The organism is Salmonella sp. SJTUF15570 (assembly GCF_043357055.1).
In the GTDB taxonomy this organism is placed as follows: domain Bacteria; phylum Pseudomonadota; class Gammaproteobacteria; order Enterobacterales; family Enterobacteriaceae; genus Salmonella; species Salmonella enterica.
On the sequence record NZ_JBEUKJ010000009.1, the window covers coordinates 156,773 to 174,147 of the forward strand.

Sequence of the window (17,375 nt, forward strand, 5' to 3'; positions counted from 1 at the left end):
GTTAGTAACCCACAACTTTGCGCAGAATATCGATATATACCGGCATCAGCGGGTGGCGAACCAGCACCACCAGCGCGACCACGCCGATCCCGAGCGTCAACGGCGCCAGATACAGCAAACGGCTGCGGGGGAAATACGCGGTTAAACGATCGACTGCCGCTTTGCCGCTGCGCCACAGCCGCCAGCATAGCCAGCCTCCGACCCACAGCAGCAACGCCGTCGCCAGCAGCAGCCATTTGAAATCTCCGCTCTGCATATCGGAAGGAATATCGATTGCCGCTCCCGCCAGAATGCCCGGCAGGAAATAAAACGGCGGCCACAGCAAACAGCCAATCAAGTTCGGCCCAATAAATTTCGCTACGGGAAGATCCAGCATCCCTGCCACCATCGGCACCAGCGGCCTCGTCGGACCGACAAAACGTCCGACCAGGATCGTGAACATACTGTGCTGATGCAGCGCGTGTTCGGTTTTATCCAGCAGCGACTTGTTCTTTTTCATAAAAGACCAGCGGTGTAGCGGCTTTTTAAAGCGCCACCCCAGCCAGAACGAAATCCAGTCGCCCATCAGACAGCCGATAATACCCACCAGCCAGGCATGCCAAAAATTGAGCTCGCCGCTGCCGATAAGCGCGCCCAGCCCCGCCATCAGTACCGTGCCGGGTAAAATCAACCCCACCAGCGCCAGCGATTCCAGGAAGGCGACCAGCAACACAGCGATAAGCGAATACAGAGTGGATTGGGTGATAAAGTGTTCCAGCAGTGCTTGCATAGTGTGTCCGTCAGCGTGATGAAGCAGGGATTCTGCTTACCCCGTCCCCCTTCGTCAAGCCGTCAATTATCCGAATAGTTACGGCTTATGACATCTTTGTGGACACATCATTCACTTTTTATTCACATCCGGCCCTGAACTCGCTAGGACTTGCCCCGGTGCATTTTTTAAATACCCGCGAAAAATAGAGCTGATCGTCAAATCCAACATTGCGCCCAACGGTCGCTATCGGCATTCGCGTGGTGCTAAGCAGGAGTTTCGCCTGGCTGATACGCTGATCTTCGCGCCAACTCAATACGCTAATGCCTAACTGCTGGCGGAACAGATGCGATAATCGGGAGGGCGACAGGCAGACATGCTGGGCGACGCTGGCGATGTCAAAATGGCTGTCCGCGAGATGGTCGCTGATATACTGGCAGGCATCGCGCACACGGCTATCCATCGGCGGATGCAACGACTCATTAATTACCGCCATACGTCTGAGCAACAGCTGCTCCAGCAGATTGATCGCCAGTAGCTCAGAATAGCGGCCTTCCCCTTGCCCGGCGCTGATGATCTGTCCGAACAGTTCGCTGAAATGCGGCTGGCGCGCCTCGTCCGGGCGGAAAAATCCTGTCTGGGCAAAGATTGTCGGCCAGGTCAGCCACTCCTGCCAGTAGGCGCGAGGCCGGAAATAAACCCACTGGTGATACCACTCGCTGGCGTCCGGATGCCGTCCATAGTGATGAATCTCGCCCGGCGGAAACAATAATATATCGCCAGGCCGACAGACAAACTGCTCGCCATTATTATTAATGACGCCCTCTCCGCGGATGGTCAGGTTAAGAATATATCCCTTCATGCCCAACGGACGATCGATAAAAAAATCCAGATATCCATTCGCTTCAATTGGCGTCAGTCCGGCGACCAGATGGGCATTAAATGAATATCCCGGCAATAGCGGATCATTTTGCGTTTCAGCCATGATTTCTCTACCCCCCGATGTTCAGAGAAGAAACAAATTGTCCATATTGACCAGGACGACAGTGCTTACGTCTCCGCAAGACCTTGCGCTTGATGAAAGCACGTATCAACCCCGCTTGTGAAAAGCGCTTTGTAACAAAAGCGTACAGTTCAGGCGATAAAATTAAGTAACAGAAGTGTCTATAACTATGGCTGGAATGTCCACATTGAATATTTGCACAGCGTCACACTTTGCAAAGCATTAGCATTTTTGTCCATAAGATTAGCGGATCCTGCCTGACGGTTTTTGCCGCGACTCTCTACTGTTTCTCCATACCTGTTTTTCTGGATGGAGTAAGACGATGGCAATTGCAATTGGCCTCGATTTTGGCAGTGATTCAGTGCGCGCTCTGGCAGTGGACTGCGCCACCGGCGACGAGATCGCCACCAGCGTAGAGTGGTATCCGCGCTGGCAAGAAGGCCGTTATTGCGACGGCCCGAACAACCAGTTCCGTCATCATCCGCGCGACTACATGGAGTCAATGGAGGCCGCGCTGAAAGCCGTTCTGGCACAATTAAGCGCCGCGCAACGCGCAAATGTCGTTGGCATTGGCGTTGACAGCACCGGCTCTACGCCAGCGCCGATTGACGCCGACGGTAACGTCCTGGCGCTGCGTCCGGAGTTCGCCGAGAACCCGAATGCGATGTTTGTGCTGTGGAAAGATCACACCGCCGTGGAAGAGGCCGACGAAATCACTCGTCTGTGCCATAAGCCAGGCAAGGTCGACTACTCCCGCTATATTGGCGGCATTTACTCCAGCGAATGGTTCTGGGCGAAGATTCTGCACGTCACCCGCCAGGATAGCACCGTCGCGCAGGCCGCCGTCTCGTGGATTGAACTGTGTGACTGGGTGCCGGCGCTGCTTTCCGGCACCACTCGCCCGCAAGATATCCGCCGTGGCCGCTGCAGCGCCGGGCACAAAACGCTGTGGCATGAAAGCTGGGGCGGTCTGCCGCCCGCGAGCTTTTTTGATGAACTCGATCCGTGCATTAACCGTCATCTTCGCTACCCGTTATTTAGCGAAACCTTCACCGCCGATCTGCCCGTGGGCACCCTGTGCGCCGAATGGGCGCAGCGCCTCGGCTTGCCGGAAAGCGTAGTGATTTCCGGCGGCGCGTTCGACTGCCACATGGGCGCGGTCGGCGCGGGCGCACAGTCCAATACGCTGGTAAAAGTCATCGGCACGTCTACCTGCGACATTCTGATTGCGGATAAACAGAGCGTCGGGGATCGCGCCGTGAAAGGCATTTGCGGTCAGGTTGACGGCAGCGTGGTGCCGAACTTTATCGGTCTGGAAGCGGGGCAATCCGCTTTCGGCGATATCTACGCCTGGTTTAGCCGCGTGTTGAGCTGGCCGCTGGAACAACTTGCCGCGCAGCACCCGGAACTGAAAACCCAGATTAAAGCCAGCCAAAAACAGCTACTGCCAGCGCTCACCGACGCCTGGGCGAAAAATCCGTCCCTGGATCACCTGCCGGTGGTGCTCGACTGGTTTAACGGTCGCCGCACGCCAAACGCTAATCAGCGTCTGAAAGGCGTCATTACCGATCTCAATCTCGCCACCGACGCGCCAGCGCTGTTTGGCGGTCTGGTCGCCTCGACCGCCTTCGGCGCGCGCGCCATTCAGGAGTGTTTTACCGATCAGGGTATCGCGGTCAATAACGTGATGGCGCTTGGCGGCATCGCCCGTAAAAATCAGGTCATTATGCAGGTCTGCTGCGACGTACTGAATCGTCCGTTGCAGATCGTCGCTTCCGACCAGTGTTGCGCATTAGGCGCCGCTATCTTTGCCGCCGTCGCTGCGAAAGTCCATGCCGACATTCCAGCCGCCCAGCAAAGCATGGCGAGCGCGGTAGAACGCACTCTGCGCCCCCACCCTGAACAGGCGCAACGCTTCGAACAGCTTTACCGCCGCTACCAGCAGTGGGCGCTAAGCGCAGAACAACATTATCTTCCGACTACCGCGCCGGCGCCAACGACCCCGGCCAATCAGGCAATCCTGACTCATTAAGGACACGACAATGACGATTTTTGATAATTATGAAGTATGGTTTGTGATTGGCAGCCAGCATTTGTATGGCACAGAAACCCTGCGTCAGGTCACCCAACATGCCGAGCATGTGGTCAACGCGCTGAATACCGAAGCCAAACTGCCATGTAAACTGGTATTAAAACCGCTGGGCACCTCGCCGGATGAGATTACCGCCATTTGTCGTGACGCCAATTATGACGATCGCTGCGCAGGGCTGGTGGTCTGGCTGCACACCTTCTCCCCGGCCAAAATGTGGATCAACGGGCTGAGTATTCTTAACAAACCACTACTGCAATTCCATACCCAATTTAACGCCGCCCTGCCGTGGGACAGCATCGATATGGACTTTATGAACCTGAACCAGACTGCGCACGGCGGCCGCGAGTTCGGTTTTATCGGCGCGCGGATGCGCCAGCAGCACGCGGTCGTCACTGGTCACTGGCAGGATAAAGAGGCCCATACGCGTATCGGCGCCTGGATGCGCCAGGCGGTCTCTAAACAGGATACCCGCCAGCTAAAAGTCTGCCGCTTCGGCGACAATATGCGTGAAGTCGCAGTGACTGACGGTGATAAAGTGGCCGCGCAAATCAAATTTGGCTTTTCGGTCAATACCTGGGCGGTCGGCGATCTGGTGCAGGTGGTGAATTCTATCGGCGACGGCGATATCAACGCTCTGATTGACGAGTATGAAAGCAGCTATACCCTGACGCCCGCCACCCAAATCCACGGCGATAAACGCCAGAACGTGCGAGAAGCGGCGCGTATTGAACTCGGTATGAAGCGTTTCCTGGAACAGGGCGGCTTTCACGCCTTTACGACGACATTTGAAGATTTGCACGGCCTGAAACAACTCCCGGGTCTGGCCGTACAGCGTCTGATGCAACAGGGCTACGGCTTTGCGGGCGAAGGCGACTGGAAAACCGCCGCTCTGCTTCGCATTATGAAAGTGATGTCAACCGGTCTGCAGGGCGGCACCTCATTTATGGAGGATTACACCTACCACTTCGAGAAAGGCAACGATCTGGTGCTCGGCTCGCACATGCTGGAGGTGTGTCCGTCCATCGCGGTGGAAGAGAAACCGATCCTCGACGTCCAGCACCTCGGGATTGGCGGCAAGGAAGATCCGGCGCGTTTGATTTTCAATACCCAAACCGGCCCGGCGATCGTCGCCAGCCTGATCGACCTCGGCGATCGTTATCGCCTGCTGGTCAACTGCATTGACACCGTAAAAACGCCGCACTCCCTGCCGAAACTGCCGGTAGCTAACGCGCTGTGGAAGGCGCAGCCGGATCTGCCGACCGCCTCCGAAGCGTGGATTCTGGCTGGCGGCGCGCACCATACCGTCTTCAGCCACGCGCTGGATCTGAACGATATGCGCCAGTTCGCAGAAATACACGATATCGAAATCGCGGTAATTGATAATGATACCCGTCTGCCGGCCTTTAAGGACGCGCTGCGCTGGAACGAGGTGTATTACGGGTTCAAACGTTAATTGGTGAAACGGATTGCCCGGCGGCACTGCATTTACCGGGCCTACGGTCCTGTAGGCCGAATAAGGCATTTGTGTCGCCATCCGGCACACCGTCGCTCGTAGGCCGGATAAGCGAAGCGCCATCCGGCAGGGAGAAAACAATGTTAGAAGATCTCAAACGCCAGGTACTGGAAGCTAATCTGGCGCTGCCAAAACACAACCTGGTCACCCTTACTTGGGGTAACGTCAGCGCCGTCGATCGCGAACGCGGCGTACTGGTGATTAAGCCGTCCGGCGTCGATTATAGCGTCATGACCGCTGACGATATGGTGGTGGTCAGCCTGGAGACCGGTGAAGTCGTTGAAGGTCATAAGAAACCGTCGTCCGATACGCCAACCCACCGTCTGTTGTACCAGGCATTTCCGACTATCGGCGGCATCGTACACACCCATTCGCGCCACGCGACTATCTGGGCGCAGGCGGGTCAGCCGATTCCGGCGACGGGCACCACCCACGCCGACTATTTCTACGGTACGATTCCCTGCACTCGCAAAATGACCGAGGCGGAAATTAATGGCGAGTATGAATGGGAAACGGGCAATGTCATTGTTGAAGCCTTTGAAAAACAAGGCATTGACGCCGCTCAAATGCCCGGCGTGCTTGTCCATTCGCACGGCCCGTTTGCCTGGGGTAAAAATGCCGAGGATGCAGTGCATAACGCCATCGTGCTGGAAGAAGTGGCCTATATGGGGATCTTCTGCCGCCAGCTTGCGCCGCAGTTGCCCGACATGCAGCAATCCCTGCTGGATAAACACTATCTACGCAAACACGGCGCAAAAGCCTATTACGGGCAGTAATGCCTCTAAAAACGCGTCCCATTGGGGGCGCGTTGATGAATCTGGTCGGTGATATATTCAGCAAATGCGCTTTGATAGACGTAATGATCAGAACTCACATATTCAATAATATTATCATAATATCCCTGCAACACTTTTCCTTCCAGCGCATGGAAGAAAATATAATCTTCGATTGTTGACTGCCAGCGTTGCCCATTTAACAGATAGTTAATAATGGTATCCCGATGTCCGTTTTTTCTGTCGTGTCCTTGCCAGTGAAAAAAAGCATTGCCGTTTTCAATAATCTCGGTACGCCAAATCTGTTCTGTCCATGTTTTATACTCAAAAAATCGACTCACGGTTTTTATGGAAGGGTTAGCGCATTGAGTATTGACGAAAAGATAACGGTCGCTCCCTACCAGACGCGCCTGCATACTCACATTCATAAAAGATCATTCCCGAATACCACAAATTTTGATAAAAACACCCGCACCCGAAAGTCAAAATAAAATTATATTCTAAAATAAAAATTAAATTATGCAGAGAGTTCCCGACGAATTCGCACTGTAATCCATTTTTATTTAACCATAGCGGCCAATTGGAACATTATATTTCTACCTGACGGTGCGGATGTTCCAAATGAAATTGTTACACTTTTCATTAATTAAAACAAACAAAAAATATCGCTTTTTTGTTAATCCGAGAAATAAGTAACAGATTCGAACAAGCGCCTTTCTGAAAAATACTGAATGTATGAAAACAGACTTGACACAAAACAGCTAATACATGGGTAAAAATGGTAAATAAACATGATTCAAAATTAGCAGTTATAGGATAATTATATCTGCTGTATATACCGGCATCATTATATTGATAAATATACGTCAGCAAAAATATCTGACGCTAAAAGCCATTTTATCGTTAAAATATCCATTACACCCGTCACGGGGAACGAACTCATTCATGAAATATCGCTACATCATCAGAATCGCGGCAGGCATAATTCTCATTATGGCTACGGTGTTTATCCATAATGCCATCGCTATTTATCAGTTCAGTCAGCAAAACCAGACGCGCGTAGCTGACTGCGCGATTGTCGCAGGAGCAGGCGTTAGCGGAAAAACGCCTTCTCCCGTTTTTCAGGCCAGACTGGATCATGCCATCTGGCTTTACCAACAACACATTGTCCGCGCGTTGGTATTAACCGGCGGCTACGGCGCTGGCGCAACGGTTTCCGACGCGGCGATAGCCCGTCAATACGTTCTGGAAAAAGGCATTCCGGCTAAGGCGATTTTTATTGAAGAGCGCTCTACCGTGACGCGCGAAAATATTCGTTACGCAAAACAGATACTGCGACAACAACAATGGCGCACAGCGTTACTGGTCAGCGATCCGCTGCATATGCTGCGTCTGAAAACTATCGCTCAGGATAATGGTATCGATAGCCGCTCATCACCCACGCGATCCACCCGCTATAAATCCTGGTGGGCGCAAACCCGCTTCTTACTGCGAGAAACTTTTTATTACAGCGGATATCGGCTTTTACGTTATATGCCTGTACAAAATAACAGTATTACCCCCTAAAACAGGTTATAATTAGCGTGAATTTTTTAGACAGGTAATCATCGTGGCGCAGGCAGGTTTCATTTTAACCCGGCACTGGCGGGATACGCCGCAAGGGACGGAGGTCTCTTTCTGGCTGGCGACAGACAACGGCCCTGTGCAGGCGACGCTGGCGCCGCAAGAGTCCGTGGCGTTTATTCCGACCAGCCAGACCTCCCGCGCCGCCTCGCTGCTACAGGCGGAAAAAGACTATCGCCTGACGCCGCTCCAGCTGCGAGACTTTCATCGTCAGCCGGTATCCGGTCTGTATTGCCGCACTCACCGCCAGCTTATGCGGATGGAGAAACTGCTGCGCGAAAACGGCGTCACCGTTTATGAAGCGGATGTACGCCCGCCGGAACGTTACCTGATGGAGCGTTTTATTACGTCGCCCGTTTGGGTAGACGGCGAGATGCGCAACGGCGTTATCCGCAATGCGCGTCTTAAACCCCACCCCGACTATCGACCGCCGCTAAAATGGGTCTCGCTGGATATCGAAACCACGCGACACGGCGAACTGTATTGCATTGGTCTGGAAGGCTGCGGCCAGCGTACCGTTTATATGCTGGGCCCGGCGAATGGCGATGACCGCCAACTGGACTTCGAGCTTGTGTATGTCGCCAGCCGCCCGCAGCTGCTGGAAAAACTCAACGCCTGGTTTGCCGAACATGATCCTGACGTCATCATCGGCTGGAACGTAGTGCAGTTCGACCTGCGTATGCTGCAAAAACATGCCGAACGCTACCGTATCCCTTTACGGCTGGGGCGAGACAATAGCGAACTGGAGTGGCGCGAACATGGCTTCAAAAACGGCGTTTTTTTCGCCCAGGCCAGAGGGCGAGTCATTATCGATGGTATCGACGCGCTTAAATCCGCGTTCTGGAATTTTTCGTCTTTTTCGCTGGAAGCCGTCTCGCAGGAACTGCTCGGCGAAGGAAAATCCATTGATAACCCCTGGGATCGTATGGATGAGATCGATCGCCGCTTTGCCCAGGATAAACCCGCCCTCGCCACCTACAACCTGAAAGACTGTGAGCTGGTCACGCGCATTTTCCATAAAACCGAGATCATGCCGTTTTTGCTGGAACGCGCGACGATCAACGGCCTGCCGGTCGATCGCCACGGCGGTTCGGTCGCCGCATTCGGGCATCTTTACTTTCCGCGAATGCACCGCGCCGGCTATGTCGCACCCAATCTCGGCGAAGTGCCGCCGCTGGCAAGTCCCGGCGGCTACGTAATGGATTCACAACCCGGATTATACGATTCAGTACTGGTGCTGGATTATAAAAGCCTGTACCCGTCGATTATCCGCACGTTTTTGATTGATCCCGTCGGGCTGGTCGAAGGTATGGCGCAGCCGGATCCGGAACACAGTACCGAAGGTTTCCTTGACGCCTGGTTTTCACGAGAAAAGCACTGCCTGCCGGAAATTGTTAGCCAAATCTGGCACGGGCGCGATGAAGCCAAACGTCAGGGCAATAAACCGCTCTCGCAGGCGCTTAAAATCATTATGAACGCCTTTTATGGCGTACTCGGCACCACGGCCTGTCGCTTTTTCGATCCCCGTCTGGCGTCGTCAATCACCATGCGCGGTCATGCGATTATGCGCCAGACCAAAGCGCTGATTGAGGCGCAGGGTTATGACGTGATTTATGGCGATACCGATTCCACTTTCGTCTGGCTCCGGCGCGCGCATTCAGAAGCCGATGCGGCGGAAATCGGGCACAGGCTGGTGCGTCACGTGAACGAATGGTGGGCGCAGACGTTACAACAGCAAAATTTGACCAGTGCGCTGGAGCTGGAGTTTGAAACCCACTTTTGTCGCTTTCTGATGCCGACCATCCGCGGCGCGGATACTGGCAGTAAAAAACGCTACGCGGGCCTGATTCAGGAAGGCGACAGCCAGCGTATGGTATTTAAAGGTCTGGAAACGGTGCGGACCGACTGGACGCCGCTGGCGCAGCGCTTTCAACAGGAGCTGTATCTGCGTGTTTTTCGCAATGAACCTTACCAAGACTATGTGCGTGAGACTATCGATAAACTGATGGCGGGCGAACTGGACGCACAGCTGGTTTATCGTAAGCGTCTGCGTCGCCCTTTACATGAGTACCAACGTAACGTTCCGCCGCACGTTCGCGCCGCCCGGCTGGCGGATGAACAAAACCTGAAGCAGGGTCGTCCGGCGCAGTATCAGAATCGCGGCGCCATAAAATATGTCTGGACTGTTAACGGCCCCGAGCCCGTGGATTACCAGCAGTCGCCGCTGGATTACGAACACTATCTTACCCGCCAGCTACAACCCGTGGCGGAAGGAATTCTTCCCTTCGTTGAAGATAATTTTGCTACACTACTGACCGGGCAACTGGGGCTATTTTGACGCGTGACGAAAGCGCCGCCTTCCAGTACCATAGCGCCCTTTCCATTCCTGGACCTAATTAACGCCACTACCACATTAGCCTGGTAGCGGGGTCGTATACTCGCAATTATCCAGTGCTGTCGCCTGGGAATGGCGAGTAATGCCTGCAATTAAAGATATAGAGCCGAACACATATGCCTTTTACACTTGGTCAACGCTGGATCAGCGATACAGAAAGCGAGCTGGGACTTGGAACCGTTGTTGCGATGGATGCGCGAACCGTCACCTTACTTTTCCCGTCCACGGGGGAAAACCGCCTGTATGCGCGCAGTGATTCTCCCGTGACCCGCGTCATGTTCAACCCTGGCGATACGATTACAAGCCATGAAGGCTGGCAGCTACATATCGATGAAGTAAAAGAAGAAAATGGCCTGCTTGTTTATGTCGGCACCCGCCTGGATACCGAAGAGACCAATGTGACGTTGCGCGAGGTCCTGCTCGACAGCAAGTTGGTTTTCAGTAAGCCCCAGGATCGTCTGTTCGCCGGTCAAATCGATCGAATGGATCGGTTCGCGCTGCGCTATCGCGCCCGTAAATTTCAGAGCGAGCAGTACCGGATGCCATACAGCGGCCTGCGCGGTCAGCGGACCAACCTGATCCCGCATCAGCTTAATATCGCTCATGATGTGGGTCGTCGCCACGCGCCGCGCGTACTGCTGGCGGATGAAGTGGGCTTAGGTAAAACCATTGAAGCCGGGATGATTCTGCATCAACAGTTATTATCCGGCGCGGCGGAACGCGTATTGATCATCGTGCCGGAAACCCTGCAACACCAGTGGCTGGTAGAAATGCTGCGCCGTTTCAACCTGCGCTTCGCGCTGTTCGATGACGAACGCTATACCGAAGCGCAGCACGACGCGTATAACCCGTTTGAAACCGAACAACTGGTGATCTGCTCGCTGGATTTCGCCCGCCGTAATAAGCAGCGTCTGGAACATTTGTGCGACGCCGAGTGGGATCTGCTGGTGGTCGACGAAGCGCATCATCTGGTGTGGAGTACCGATGCGCCGAGCCGTGAATATATGGCCATCGAACAGTTAGCTGAACGCGTACCGGGCGTGCTGCTGCTGACCGCCACGCCAGAACAGCTGGGGATGGAAAGCCATTTCGCCCGTCTGCGCCTGCTGGATCCGAACCGTTTCCACGATTTCGAACAGTTTGTCGAAGAACAGAAAAACTACCGTCCTGTCGCCGATGCGGTGGCCATGCTGCTGGCGGGCAATAAACTCAGCAACGACGAACTGAACAGGCTGGGCGATCTGATCGGCGAACAGGATATTGAACCGCTGTTGCAGGCCGCTAATAGCGATCGCGACGACGCGCAGGCCGCCCGTGATGAGCTGGTGTCGATGCTGATGGATCGCCACGGCACCAGCCGCGTTCTGTTCCGCAACACCCGTAACGGCGTCAAGGGGTTCCCGAAACGTGAACTACATACGGTAAAACTGCCGCTGCCGACCCAGTATCAGACCGCCATTAAGGTCTCCGGCATTATGGGCGCGCGTAAAAGCGCGGAAGATCGCGCCCGCGATATGCTCTATCCGGAACAAATTTATCAGGAGTTCGAAGGCGATACCGGCACCTGGTGGAACTTCGACCCGCGCGTTGAGTGGCTGATGGGCTATCTGACCAGCCATCGTTCGCAAAAAGTGCTGGTGATCTGCGCCAAGGCGACCACCGCGTTACAGCTGGAGCAGGTGCTGCGCGAACGCGAAGGCATCCGCGCCGCCGTGTTCCATGAGGGCATGTCGATTATCGAACGCGACCGCGCCGCCGCCTGGTTCGCCGAAGAAGATACCGGCGCGCAGGTGCTGTTATGTTCCGAAATCGGCTCCGAAGGACGTAACTTCCAGTTTGCCAGCAATCTGGTGATGTTCGACTTGCCGTTTAACCCGGATCTGCTGGAACAGCGTATTGGTCGTCTGGATCGTATCGGCCAGGCGCATGATATCCAGATCCACGTCCCGTACCTGGAAAAAACCGCCCAGTCGGTGCTGGTTCGCTGGTATCACGAAGGGCTGGACGCCTTTGAGCACACCTGCCCGACCGGTCGCGCGATTTATGATTCAGCCTACGCCAGTTTGATTAACTATCTGGCCGCGCCTGAAGAAACCGACGGGTTTGACGATCTGATCAAATCCTGCCGCGAGCAACATGAAGCGCTAAAAGCCCAGTTAGAACAGGGCCGCGACCGCCTGCTGGAGATCCACTCCAACGGCGGAGAAAAAGCCCAACAGCTTGCACAAAGCATTGAAGAACAGGACGACGACACCAACCTGATCGCGTTCGCCATGAACCTGTTCGATATCGTCGGCATTAACCAGGACGATCGCGGCGACAACCTGATCGTGTTGACGCCGTCCGATCACATGTTGGTGCCGGATTTCCCCGGCCTGCCGGAAGACGGCTGTACTATCACGTTTGAACGTGACGTAGCCCTGTCTCGCGAAGATGCGCAGTTTATTACCTGGGAACATCCGCTCATCCGTAACGGACTGGATCTGATCCTCTCCGGCGATACCGGCAGCAGCACCATTTCGCTGTTGAAAAATAAAGCGCTGCCCGTCGGCACGCTGCTGGTCGAACTGGTTTACGTCGTGGAAGCGCAGGCGCCGAAACAGCTACAACTGAACCGCTTCCTGCCGCCGACGCCGGTACGTATGCTGTTAGATAAAAACGGCAACAATCTGGCCGCCCAGGTCGAGTTTGAAACCTTCAACCGTCAGCTCAGCGCCGTGAATCGCCACACCGGCAGCAAACTGGTTAACGCCGTGCAACAGGACGTCCACGCCATTTTGCAACTGGGCGAGACGCAGATTGAACAGTCCGCCAGAGCGCTGATTGATAACGCGCGTCGCGAGGCGGATGAAAAACTGTCCGGGGAACTGTCGCGTCTGGAAGCGCTGCGCGCCGTCAACCCGAACATTCGCGACGACGAACTTGCCGCTATCGACAGCAACCGTCAGCAGGTGCTGGAAAGCCTGAATCAGGCAGGCTGGCGTCTGGACGCGCTGCGTCTTATCGTCGTCACGCACCAATAACGGAGCCGTACATGGGGATGGAAAACTACAATCCGCCGCAGGAACCCTGGCTGGTTATCCTGTATCAGGATGAGCACATTATGGTGGTCAATAAGCCCAGCGGCCTGTTGTCCGTGCCGGGGCGTCTGGAAGCGCACAAAGACAGCATTATGACGCGTATCCAGCGCGACTACCCGCAGGCAGAATCGGTGCATCGTCTGGATATGGCCACCAGCGGCGTGATTGTAGTGGCGCTGACCAAAGCCGCGGAGCGGGAGCTAAAACGCCAGTTCCGCGAACGTGAGCCGAAAAAGCAGTATGTGGCGCGCGTATGGGGGCATCCCTCCCCGGCGGAAGGACTGGTTGACTTACCGCTCATCTGCGACTGGCCGAACCGGCCAAAGCAGAAAGTGTGTTATGAAACCGGCAAACCGGCGCAAACGGAATATAACGTGGTGGAGTTTGCGGCGGATAATACCGCCCGCGTGGTGCTCAAGCCGATCACCGGACGTTCGCATCAGCTTCGTGTGCATATGCTGGCGTTAGGCCACCCGATTTTAGGCGATCGGTTTTACGCCTCGCCGGAAGCGTTGTCGCTAGCGCCGCGTTTGCAGTTACACGCCGAAATGCTGACCATTACCCACCCCGCTTACGGTAACAGCATGACGTTTAAAGTCCCGGCAGATTTTTAAATTCTGAGCCAATTTATGCCGGAGCGCTTCGCTTGCCCGGCCTACATTCATTAACGTAGGCCGGATAAGGCGCTAGTCGCATCCGGCAATTCAATCACTTGAAGCCTTTCTGTTCTTTGATTAGCTCATACGCTTTCTGAATTTCCTGCGCTTTTTGCTTCGCCATTTCCATCATTTCCGGCGGCAAACCTTTCGCGACCAGTTTGTCCGGATGATGCTCGCTCATCAGTTTGCGATAAGCGCGTTTAATGGTGGTTGCATCGTCGGTGGTTTTAACCCCCAGCACATTACAGGCATCTTCCAGCGTCGGGCCGCGCTGCGCCTGCTGCCAGCCGCCGCCGGACTGTTGATGATAACCGCCGCCAAACTGCGCGCCGCCCTGCATCATGCGCAGAAACTGATCGAACTGTACGCGGGAAATACCTAGCTCTTCCGCAATCACATACAGCACTTCCCGCTCATTAGGGTGTAGCGAGCCATCGGCAAACGCCGCCTGGATCTGAATTTCCAGAAACATCCGGATCAGATCAAAACGCCCGAAGCAGACGCTACGAAACTGCCGCATCTTTTCACGTAATGGGTAATTATCCGCTTTTCCGACCCGAAAGGCGTTCTGCGCGGCTGTACGTGAATCGCCGTGTAAATTCATACGATCCATCAACTGACTGGCGATATGAATATCCGCCTCCGTCACCCGTCCTTTTGATTTGGTTAAGTGGCCCATCACCTCAAAGGTGGTGGCAAAAAACAGCGCCTGCCGTTCCCTCTGGTTGGCAAACCACGCCATTTTTCGGCTGCGGGCTTTGTCGAACATATGGCCCACCAGCAGACCCAGGACCACGCCCCAAAAGCCGCCGCCCATCATCAGGGCTACGGCGACGCCAATTATCTTTCCCCAGTACTGCATAGACTCCCCAAAACGTTACGCTATCGGTGAGGCTATCTCCCACAAAATAAGGTGCTTTTCTGCGAATGAAGGCTACGGTCAATTGTGGGACATCGCCTATAATTTGCATTATCATACCTGTCATTCAATGCCGTGCCTAACACCACAGACGCTAAACGGCAGGATTAACACTGGCGCAGCGAAGATGAGTAAGTTAGGCTGTGACCGTTTGTCACGCGCAACGCTACCGATGATGGAACAATAAATACAACGTATGAAAAAACGTATTCCCACTCTTCTGGCCACCATGATCGCCAGCGCCCTTTATAGTCATCAGGGGCTGGCAGCCGATCTCGCCTCACAGTGTATGTTGGGCGTGCCGAGCTACGATCGTCCTCTGGTAAAAGGCGATACCAACGATCTGCCGGTTACTATCAATGCCGATAACGCTAAAGGTAACTACCCGGACGATGCCGTTTTTACCGGCAACGTGGACATTATGCAGGGGAATAGCCGCCTGCAAGCGGATGAAGTGCAGCTTCATCAGAAGCAGGCGGAAGGTCAGCCGGAACCTGTACGCACCGTCGATGCGCTGGGTAATGTGCATTATGATGACAATCAGGTCATCCTTAAAGGGCCGAAGGGCTGGGCGAACCTGAACACCAAAGACACGAACGTCTGGGAAGGCGATTACCAGATGGTGGGCCGTCAGGGGCGCGGTAAAGCCGATCTCATGAAGCAGCGCGGCGAAAACCGTTATACCATTCTGGAAAACGGCAGCTTTACCTCCTGTCTGCCTGGCTCCGATACCTGGAGCGTGGTGGGGAGTGAAGTCATCCATGACCGTGAAGAACAGGTTGCGGAGATCTGGAACGCCCGGTTTAAAGTAGGTCCGGTTCCGATCTTTTATAGCCCCTATTTACAGCTACCCGTCGGTGACAAACGTCGCTCAGGTTTCCTGATCCCGAACGCGAAATACACGACCAAGAACTATTTCGAGTTCTACTTACCGTATTACTGGAACATCGCGCCCAATATGGACGCCACCATCACCCCGCACTATATGCACCGCCGCGGCAATATTATGTGGGAGAACGAATTCCGTTATCTCACGCAGGCAGGCGAGGGAGTGATGGAATTAGATTATCTGCCTTCTGATAAAGTCTACGAGGACGATCACCCCAAAGAGGGCGATAAGCACCGCTGGTTATTCTACTGGCAGCACTCAGGCGTGATGGATCAGGTGTGGCGTTTTAACGTCGATTACACCAAAGTCAGCGACTCCAGCTACTTTAATGATTTCGACAGTAAGTACGGTTCCAGTACCGACGGCTACGCAACGCAGAAATTCAGCGTCGGCTACGCCGTACAAAACTTTGACGCTACGGTGTCGACCAAACAATTCCAGGTCTTTAACGATCAAAACACCAGCAGCTACTCTGCGGAGCCGCAGTTAGACGTTAACTACTACCATAACGATCTCGGGCCGTTTGATACCCGGATTTACGGCCAGGCGGTACATTTCGTCAACACCAAAGACAATATGCCGGAAGCGACCCGCGTCCACCTGGAGCCAACCATCAATTTGCCGCTCTCCAACCGCTGGGGCAGCCTGAACACCGAAGCGAAGCTGATGGCGACGCACTATCAGCAAACGAATCTGGACAGCTATAACAGCGATCCAAACAATAAAAATAAGCTGGAAGATTCGGTTAACCGCGTCATGCCGCAGTTTAAAGTCGACGGTAAGCTCATCTTCGAACGCGATATGGCGATGCTGGCGCCGGGGTATACCCAGACGCTGGAACCACGCGTGCAGTACCTGTATGTGCCGTACCGCGACCAGAGCGGCATCTATAACTACGATTCTTCTTTGCTGCAATCCGACTATAACGGCCTGTTCCGCGACCGCACTTATGGCGGTCTCGACCGTATTGCTTCCGCCAACCAGGTCACGACCGGCGTCACAACACGCATTTATGATGATGCCGCCGTTGAACGTTTTAACGTTTCTGTTGGTCAAATCTACTATTTCACGGAGTCTCGCACCGGCGATGACAACATTAAATGGGAGAATGACGACAAAACCGGTTCGCTGGTTTGGGCAGGCGACACTTACTGGCGTATTTCAGAACGCTGGGGGCTGCGTAGCGGAGTGCAGTACGATACCCGTCTGGATAGCGTCGCTACCAGCAGCAGCAGCCTCGAATACCGTCGGGATCAGGATCGTCTGGTACAGTTGAACTACCGCTATGCCAGCCCGGAATATATTCAGGCTACGTTGCCTTCGTATTATTCCACGGCAGAGCAGTATAAAAACGGCATCAACCAGGTGGGCGCGGTGGCAAGTTGGCCGATTGCCGATCGCTGGTCGATTGTCGGCGCGTACTACTTCGATACCAATTCGAGCAAACCTGCAGACCAGATGCTCGGCTTGCAGTACAACTCTTGCTGCTATGCGATCCGCGTCGGATACGAACGTAAGCTGAACGGTTGGGATAACGATAAACAACACGCGATTTATGATAACGCGATTGGCTTCAACATTGAGCTGCGCGGTTTGAGCTCTAACTACGGCCTCGGCACGCAAGAAATGTTGCGTTCGAACATTCTGCCGTACCAAAGCTCTATGTAATCTGATTGATTTA

The 17,375-nt window shown here is 54.3% G+C and carries 12 protein-coding genes; 8 read left to right on the forward strand and 4 right to left on the reverse strand.

Annotated features, from left to right (window positions below):
* Position 1 precedes the first annotated feature (1 nt).
* Entirely contained in the window at positions 2-769 is a 768-nt protein-coding gene (locus ABVN44_RS18115) for a DedA family protein (protein ID WP_001148369.1), read from the reverse strand.
* Between the two features lie 118 nt (positions 770-887).
* Positions 888-1,733 carry an arabinose operon transcriptional regulator AraC gene (gene araC / locus ABVN44_RS18120; protein ID WP_000852387.1) on the reverse strand — a complete coding sequence of 282 codons (846 nt, stop codon included), beginning with the start codon at positions 1,731-1,733 and terminating at the stop codon, positions 888-890.
* Positions 1,734-2,073: 340 nt separating this feature from the next.
* Between araC and araB the strand changes: the two genes are divergently transcribed.
* From araB to araD, 3 genes are all read left to right on the forward strand, one after another.
* Complete coding sequence (gene araB, locus ABVN44_RS18125; protein ID WP_048348999.1) at positions 2,074-3,783, forward strand: ribulokinase; 1,710 nt, start codon at positions 2,074-2,076, stop codon at positions 3,781-3,783.
* A gap of 10 nt (positions 3,784-3,793) precedes the next feature.
* A complete protein-coding gene (araA, locus tag ABVN44_RS18130) occupies positions 3,794-5,296 on the forward strand; it encodes an L-arabinose isomerase (protein WP_023231569.1) in 1,503 nt (500 codons plus the stop codon).
* 140 nt (positions 5,297-5,436) lie between these two features.
* The gene (gene araD / locus ABVN44_RS18135) at positions 5,437-6,132 is read left to right on the forward strand and encodes an L-ribulose-5-phosphate 4-epimerase (protein WP_000888684.1); all 696 of its coding nucleotides are present in this window, start codon (positions 5,437-5,439) and stop codon (positions 6,130-6,132) included.
* 5 nt (positions 6,133-6,137) lie between these two features.
* On the opposite strand, the gene ABVN44_RS18140 is transcribed toward araD, so the two are convergent.
* Complete coding sequence (locus ABVN44_RS18140) at positions 6,138-6,557, reverse strand: DUF4751 family protein (RefSeq protein ID WP_024148439.1); 420 nt, start codon at positions 6,555-6,557, stop codon at positions 6,138-6,140.
* A gap of 517 nt (positions 6,558-7,074) precedes the next feature.
* On the opposite strand from ABVN44_RS18140, the gene ABVN44_RS18145 reads away from it, so the two are divergent.
* From ABVN44_RS18145 to rluA, 4 genes are all read left to right on the forward strand, one after another.
* A complete protein-coding gene (locus ABVN44_RS18145) occupies positions 7,075-7,695 on the forward strand; it encodes a YdcF family protein (RefSeq protein ID WP_000877512.1) in 621 nt (206 codons plus the stop codon).
* A 43-nt stretch (positions 7,696-7,738) separates the two neighbouring features.
* Entirely contained in the window at positions 7,739-10,090 is a 2,352-nt protein-coding gene (gene polB / locus ABVN44_RS18150; protein ID WP_000035715.1) for a DNA polymerase II, read from the forward strand.
* A 173-nt stretch (positions 10,091-10,263) separates the two neighbouring features.
* The gene (gene rapA / locus ABVN44_RS18155) at positions 10,264-13,170 is read left to right on the forward strand and encodes an RNA polymerase-associated protein RapA (RefSeq protein ID WP_001116968.1); all 2,907 of its coding nucleotides are present in this window, start codon (positions 10,264-10,266) and stop codon (positions 13,168-13,170) included.
* Between the two features lie 11 nt (positions 13,171-13,181).
* Entirely contained in the window at positions 13,182-13,841 is a 660-nt protein-coding gene (gene rluA / locus ABVN44_RS18160) for a bifunctional tRNA pseudouridine(32) synthase/23S rRNA pseudouridine(746) synthase RluA (RefSeq protein WP_000525196.1), read from the forward strand.
* 94 nt (positions 13,842-13,935) lie between these two features.
* Here rluA and djlA read toward each other — a convergent pair whose 3' ends face one another.
* Positions 13,936-14,748, reverse strand: coding sequence for a co-chaperone DjlA (gene djlA, locus ABVN44_RS18165; protein WP_001200595.1), 813 nt, complete (start codon positions 14,746-14,748; stop codon positions 13,936-13,938).
* 253 nt (positions 14,749-15,001) lie between these two features.
* On the opposite strand from djlA, the gene lptD reads away from it, so the two are divergent.
* Positions 15,002-17,362, forward strand: a complete 2,361-nt coding sequence (gene lptD, locus ABVN44_RS18170) for an LPS assembly protein LptD (RefSeq protein ID WP_000746127.1) — start codon at positions 15,002-15,004, stop codon at positions 17,360-17,362.
* Positions 17,363-17,375: the final 13 nt, after the last annotated feature.

Excerpts from the sequence above, each read along its gene's own strand:
- araB (WP_048348999.1), top strand. The coding sequence starts at position 2,074 with ATGGCAATTGCAATTGGCCTCGATTTTGGCAGTGATTCAGTGCGCGCT.
- ABVN44_RS18115 (WP_001148369.1), bottom strand. The coding sequence starts at position 769 with ATGCAAGCACTGCTGGAACACTTTATCACCCAATCCACTCTGTATTCG.
- ABVN44_RS18140 (WP_024148439.1), bottom strand. The coding sequence starts at position 6,557 with ATGAATGTGAGTATGCAGGCGCGTCTGGTAGGGAGCGACCGTTATCTT.
- rluA (WP_000525196.1), top strand. The coding sequence starts at position 13,182 with ATGGGGATGGAAAACTACAATCCGCCGCAGGAACCCTGGCTGGTTATC.
- ABVN44_RS18145 (WP_000877512.1), top strand. The coding sequence starts at position 7,075 with ATGAAATATCGCTACATCATCAGAATCGCGGCAGGCATAATTCTCATT.
- araD (WP_000888684.1), top strand. The coding sequence starts at position 5,437 with ATGTTAGAAGATCTCAAACGCCAGGTACTGGAAGCTAATCTGGCGCTG.
- araC (WP_000852387.1), bottom strand. The coding sequence starts at position 1,733 with ATGGCTGAAACGCAAAATGATCCGCTATTGCCGGGATATTCATTTAAT.
- araA (WP_023231569.1), top strand. The coding sequence starts at position 3,794 with ATGACGATTTTTGATAATTATGAAGTATGGTTTGTGATTGGCAGCCAG.
- rapA (WP_001116968.1), top strand. The coding sequence starts at position 10,264 with ATGCCTTTTACACTTGGTCAACGCTGGATCAGCGATACAGAAAGCGAG.
- djlA (WP_001200595.1), bottom strand. The coding sequence starts at position 14,748 with ATGCAGTACTGGGGAAAGATAATTGGCGTCGCCGTAGCCCTGATGATG.
- lptD (WP_000746127.1), top strand. The coding sequence starts at position 15,002 with ATGAAAAAACGTATTCCCACTCTTCTGGCCACCATGATCGCCAGCGCC.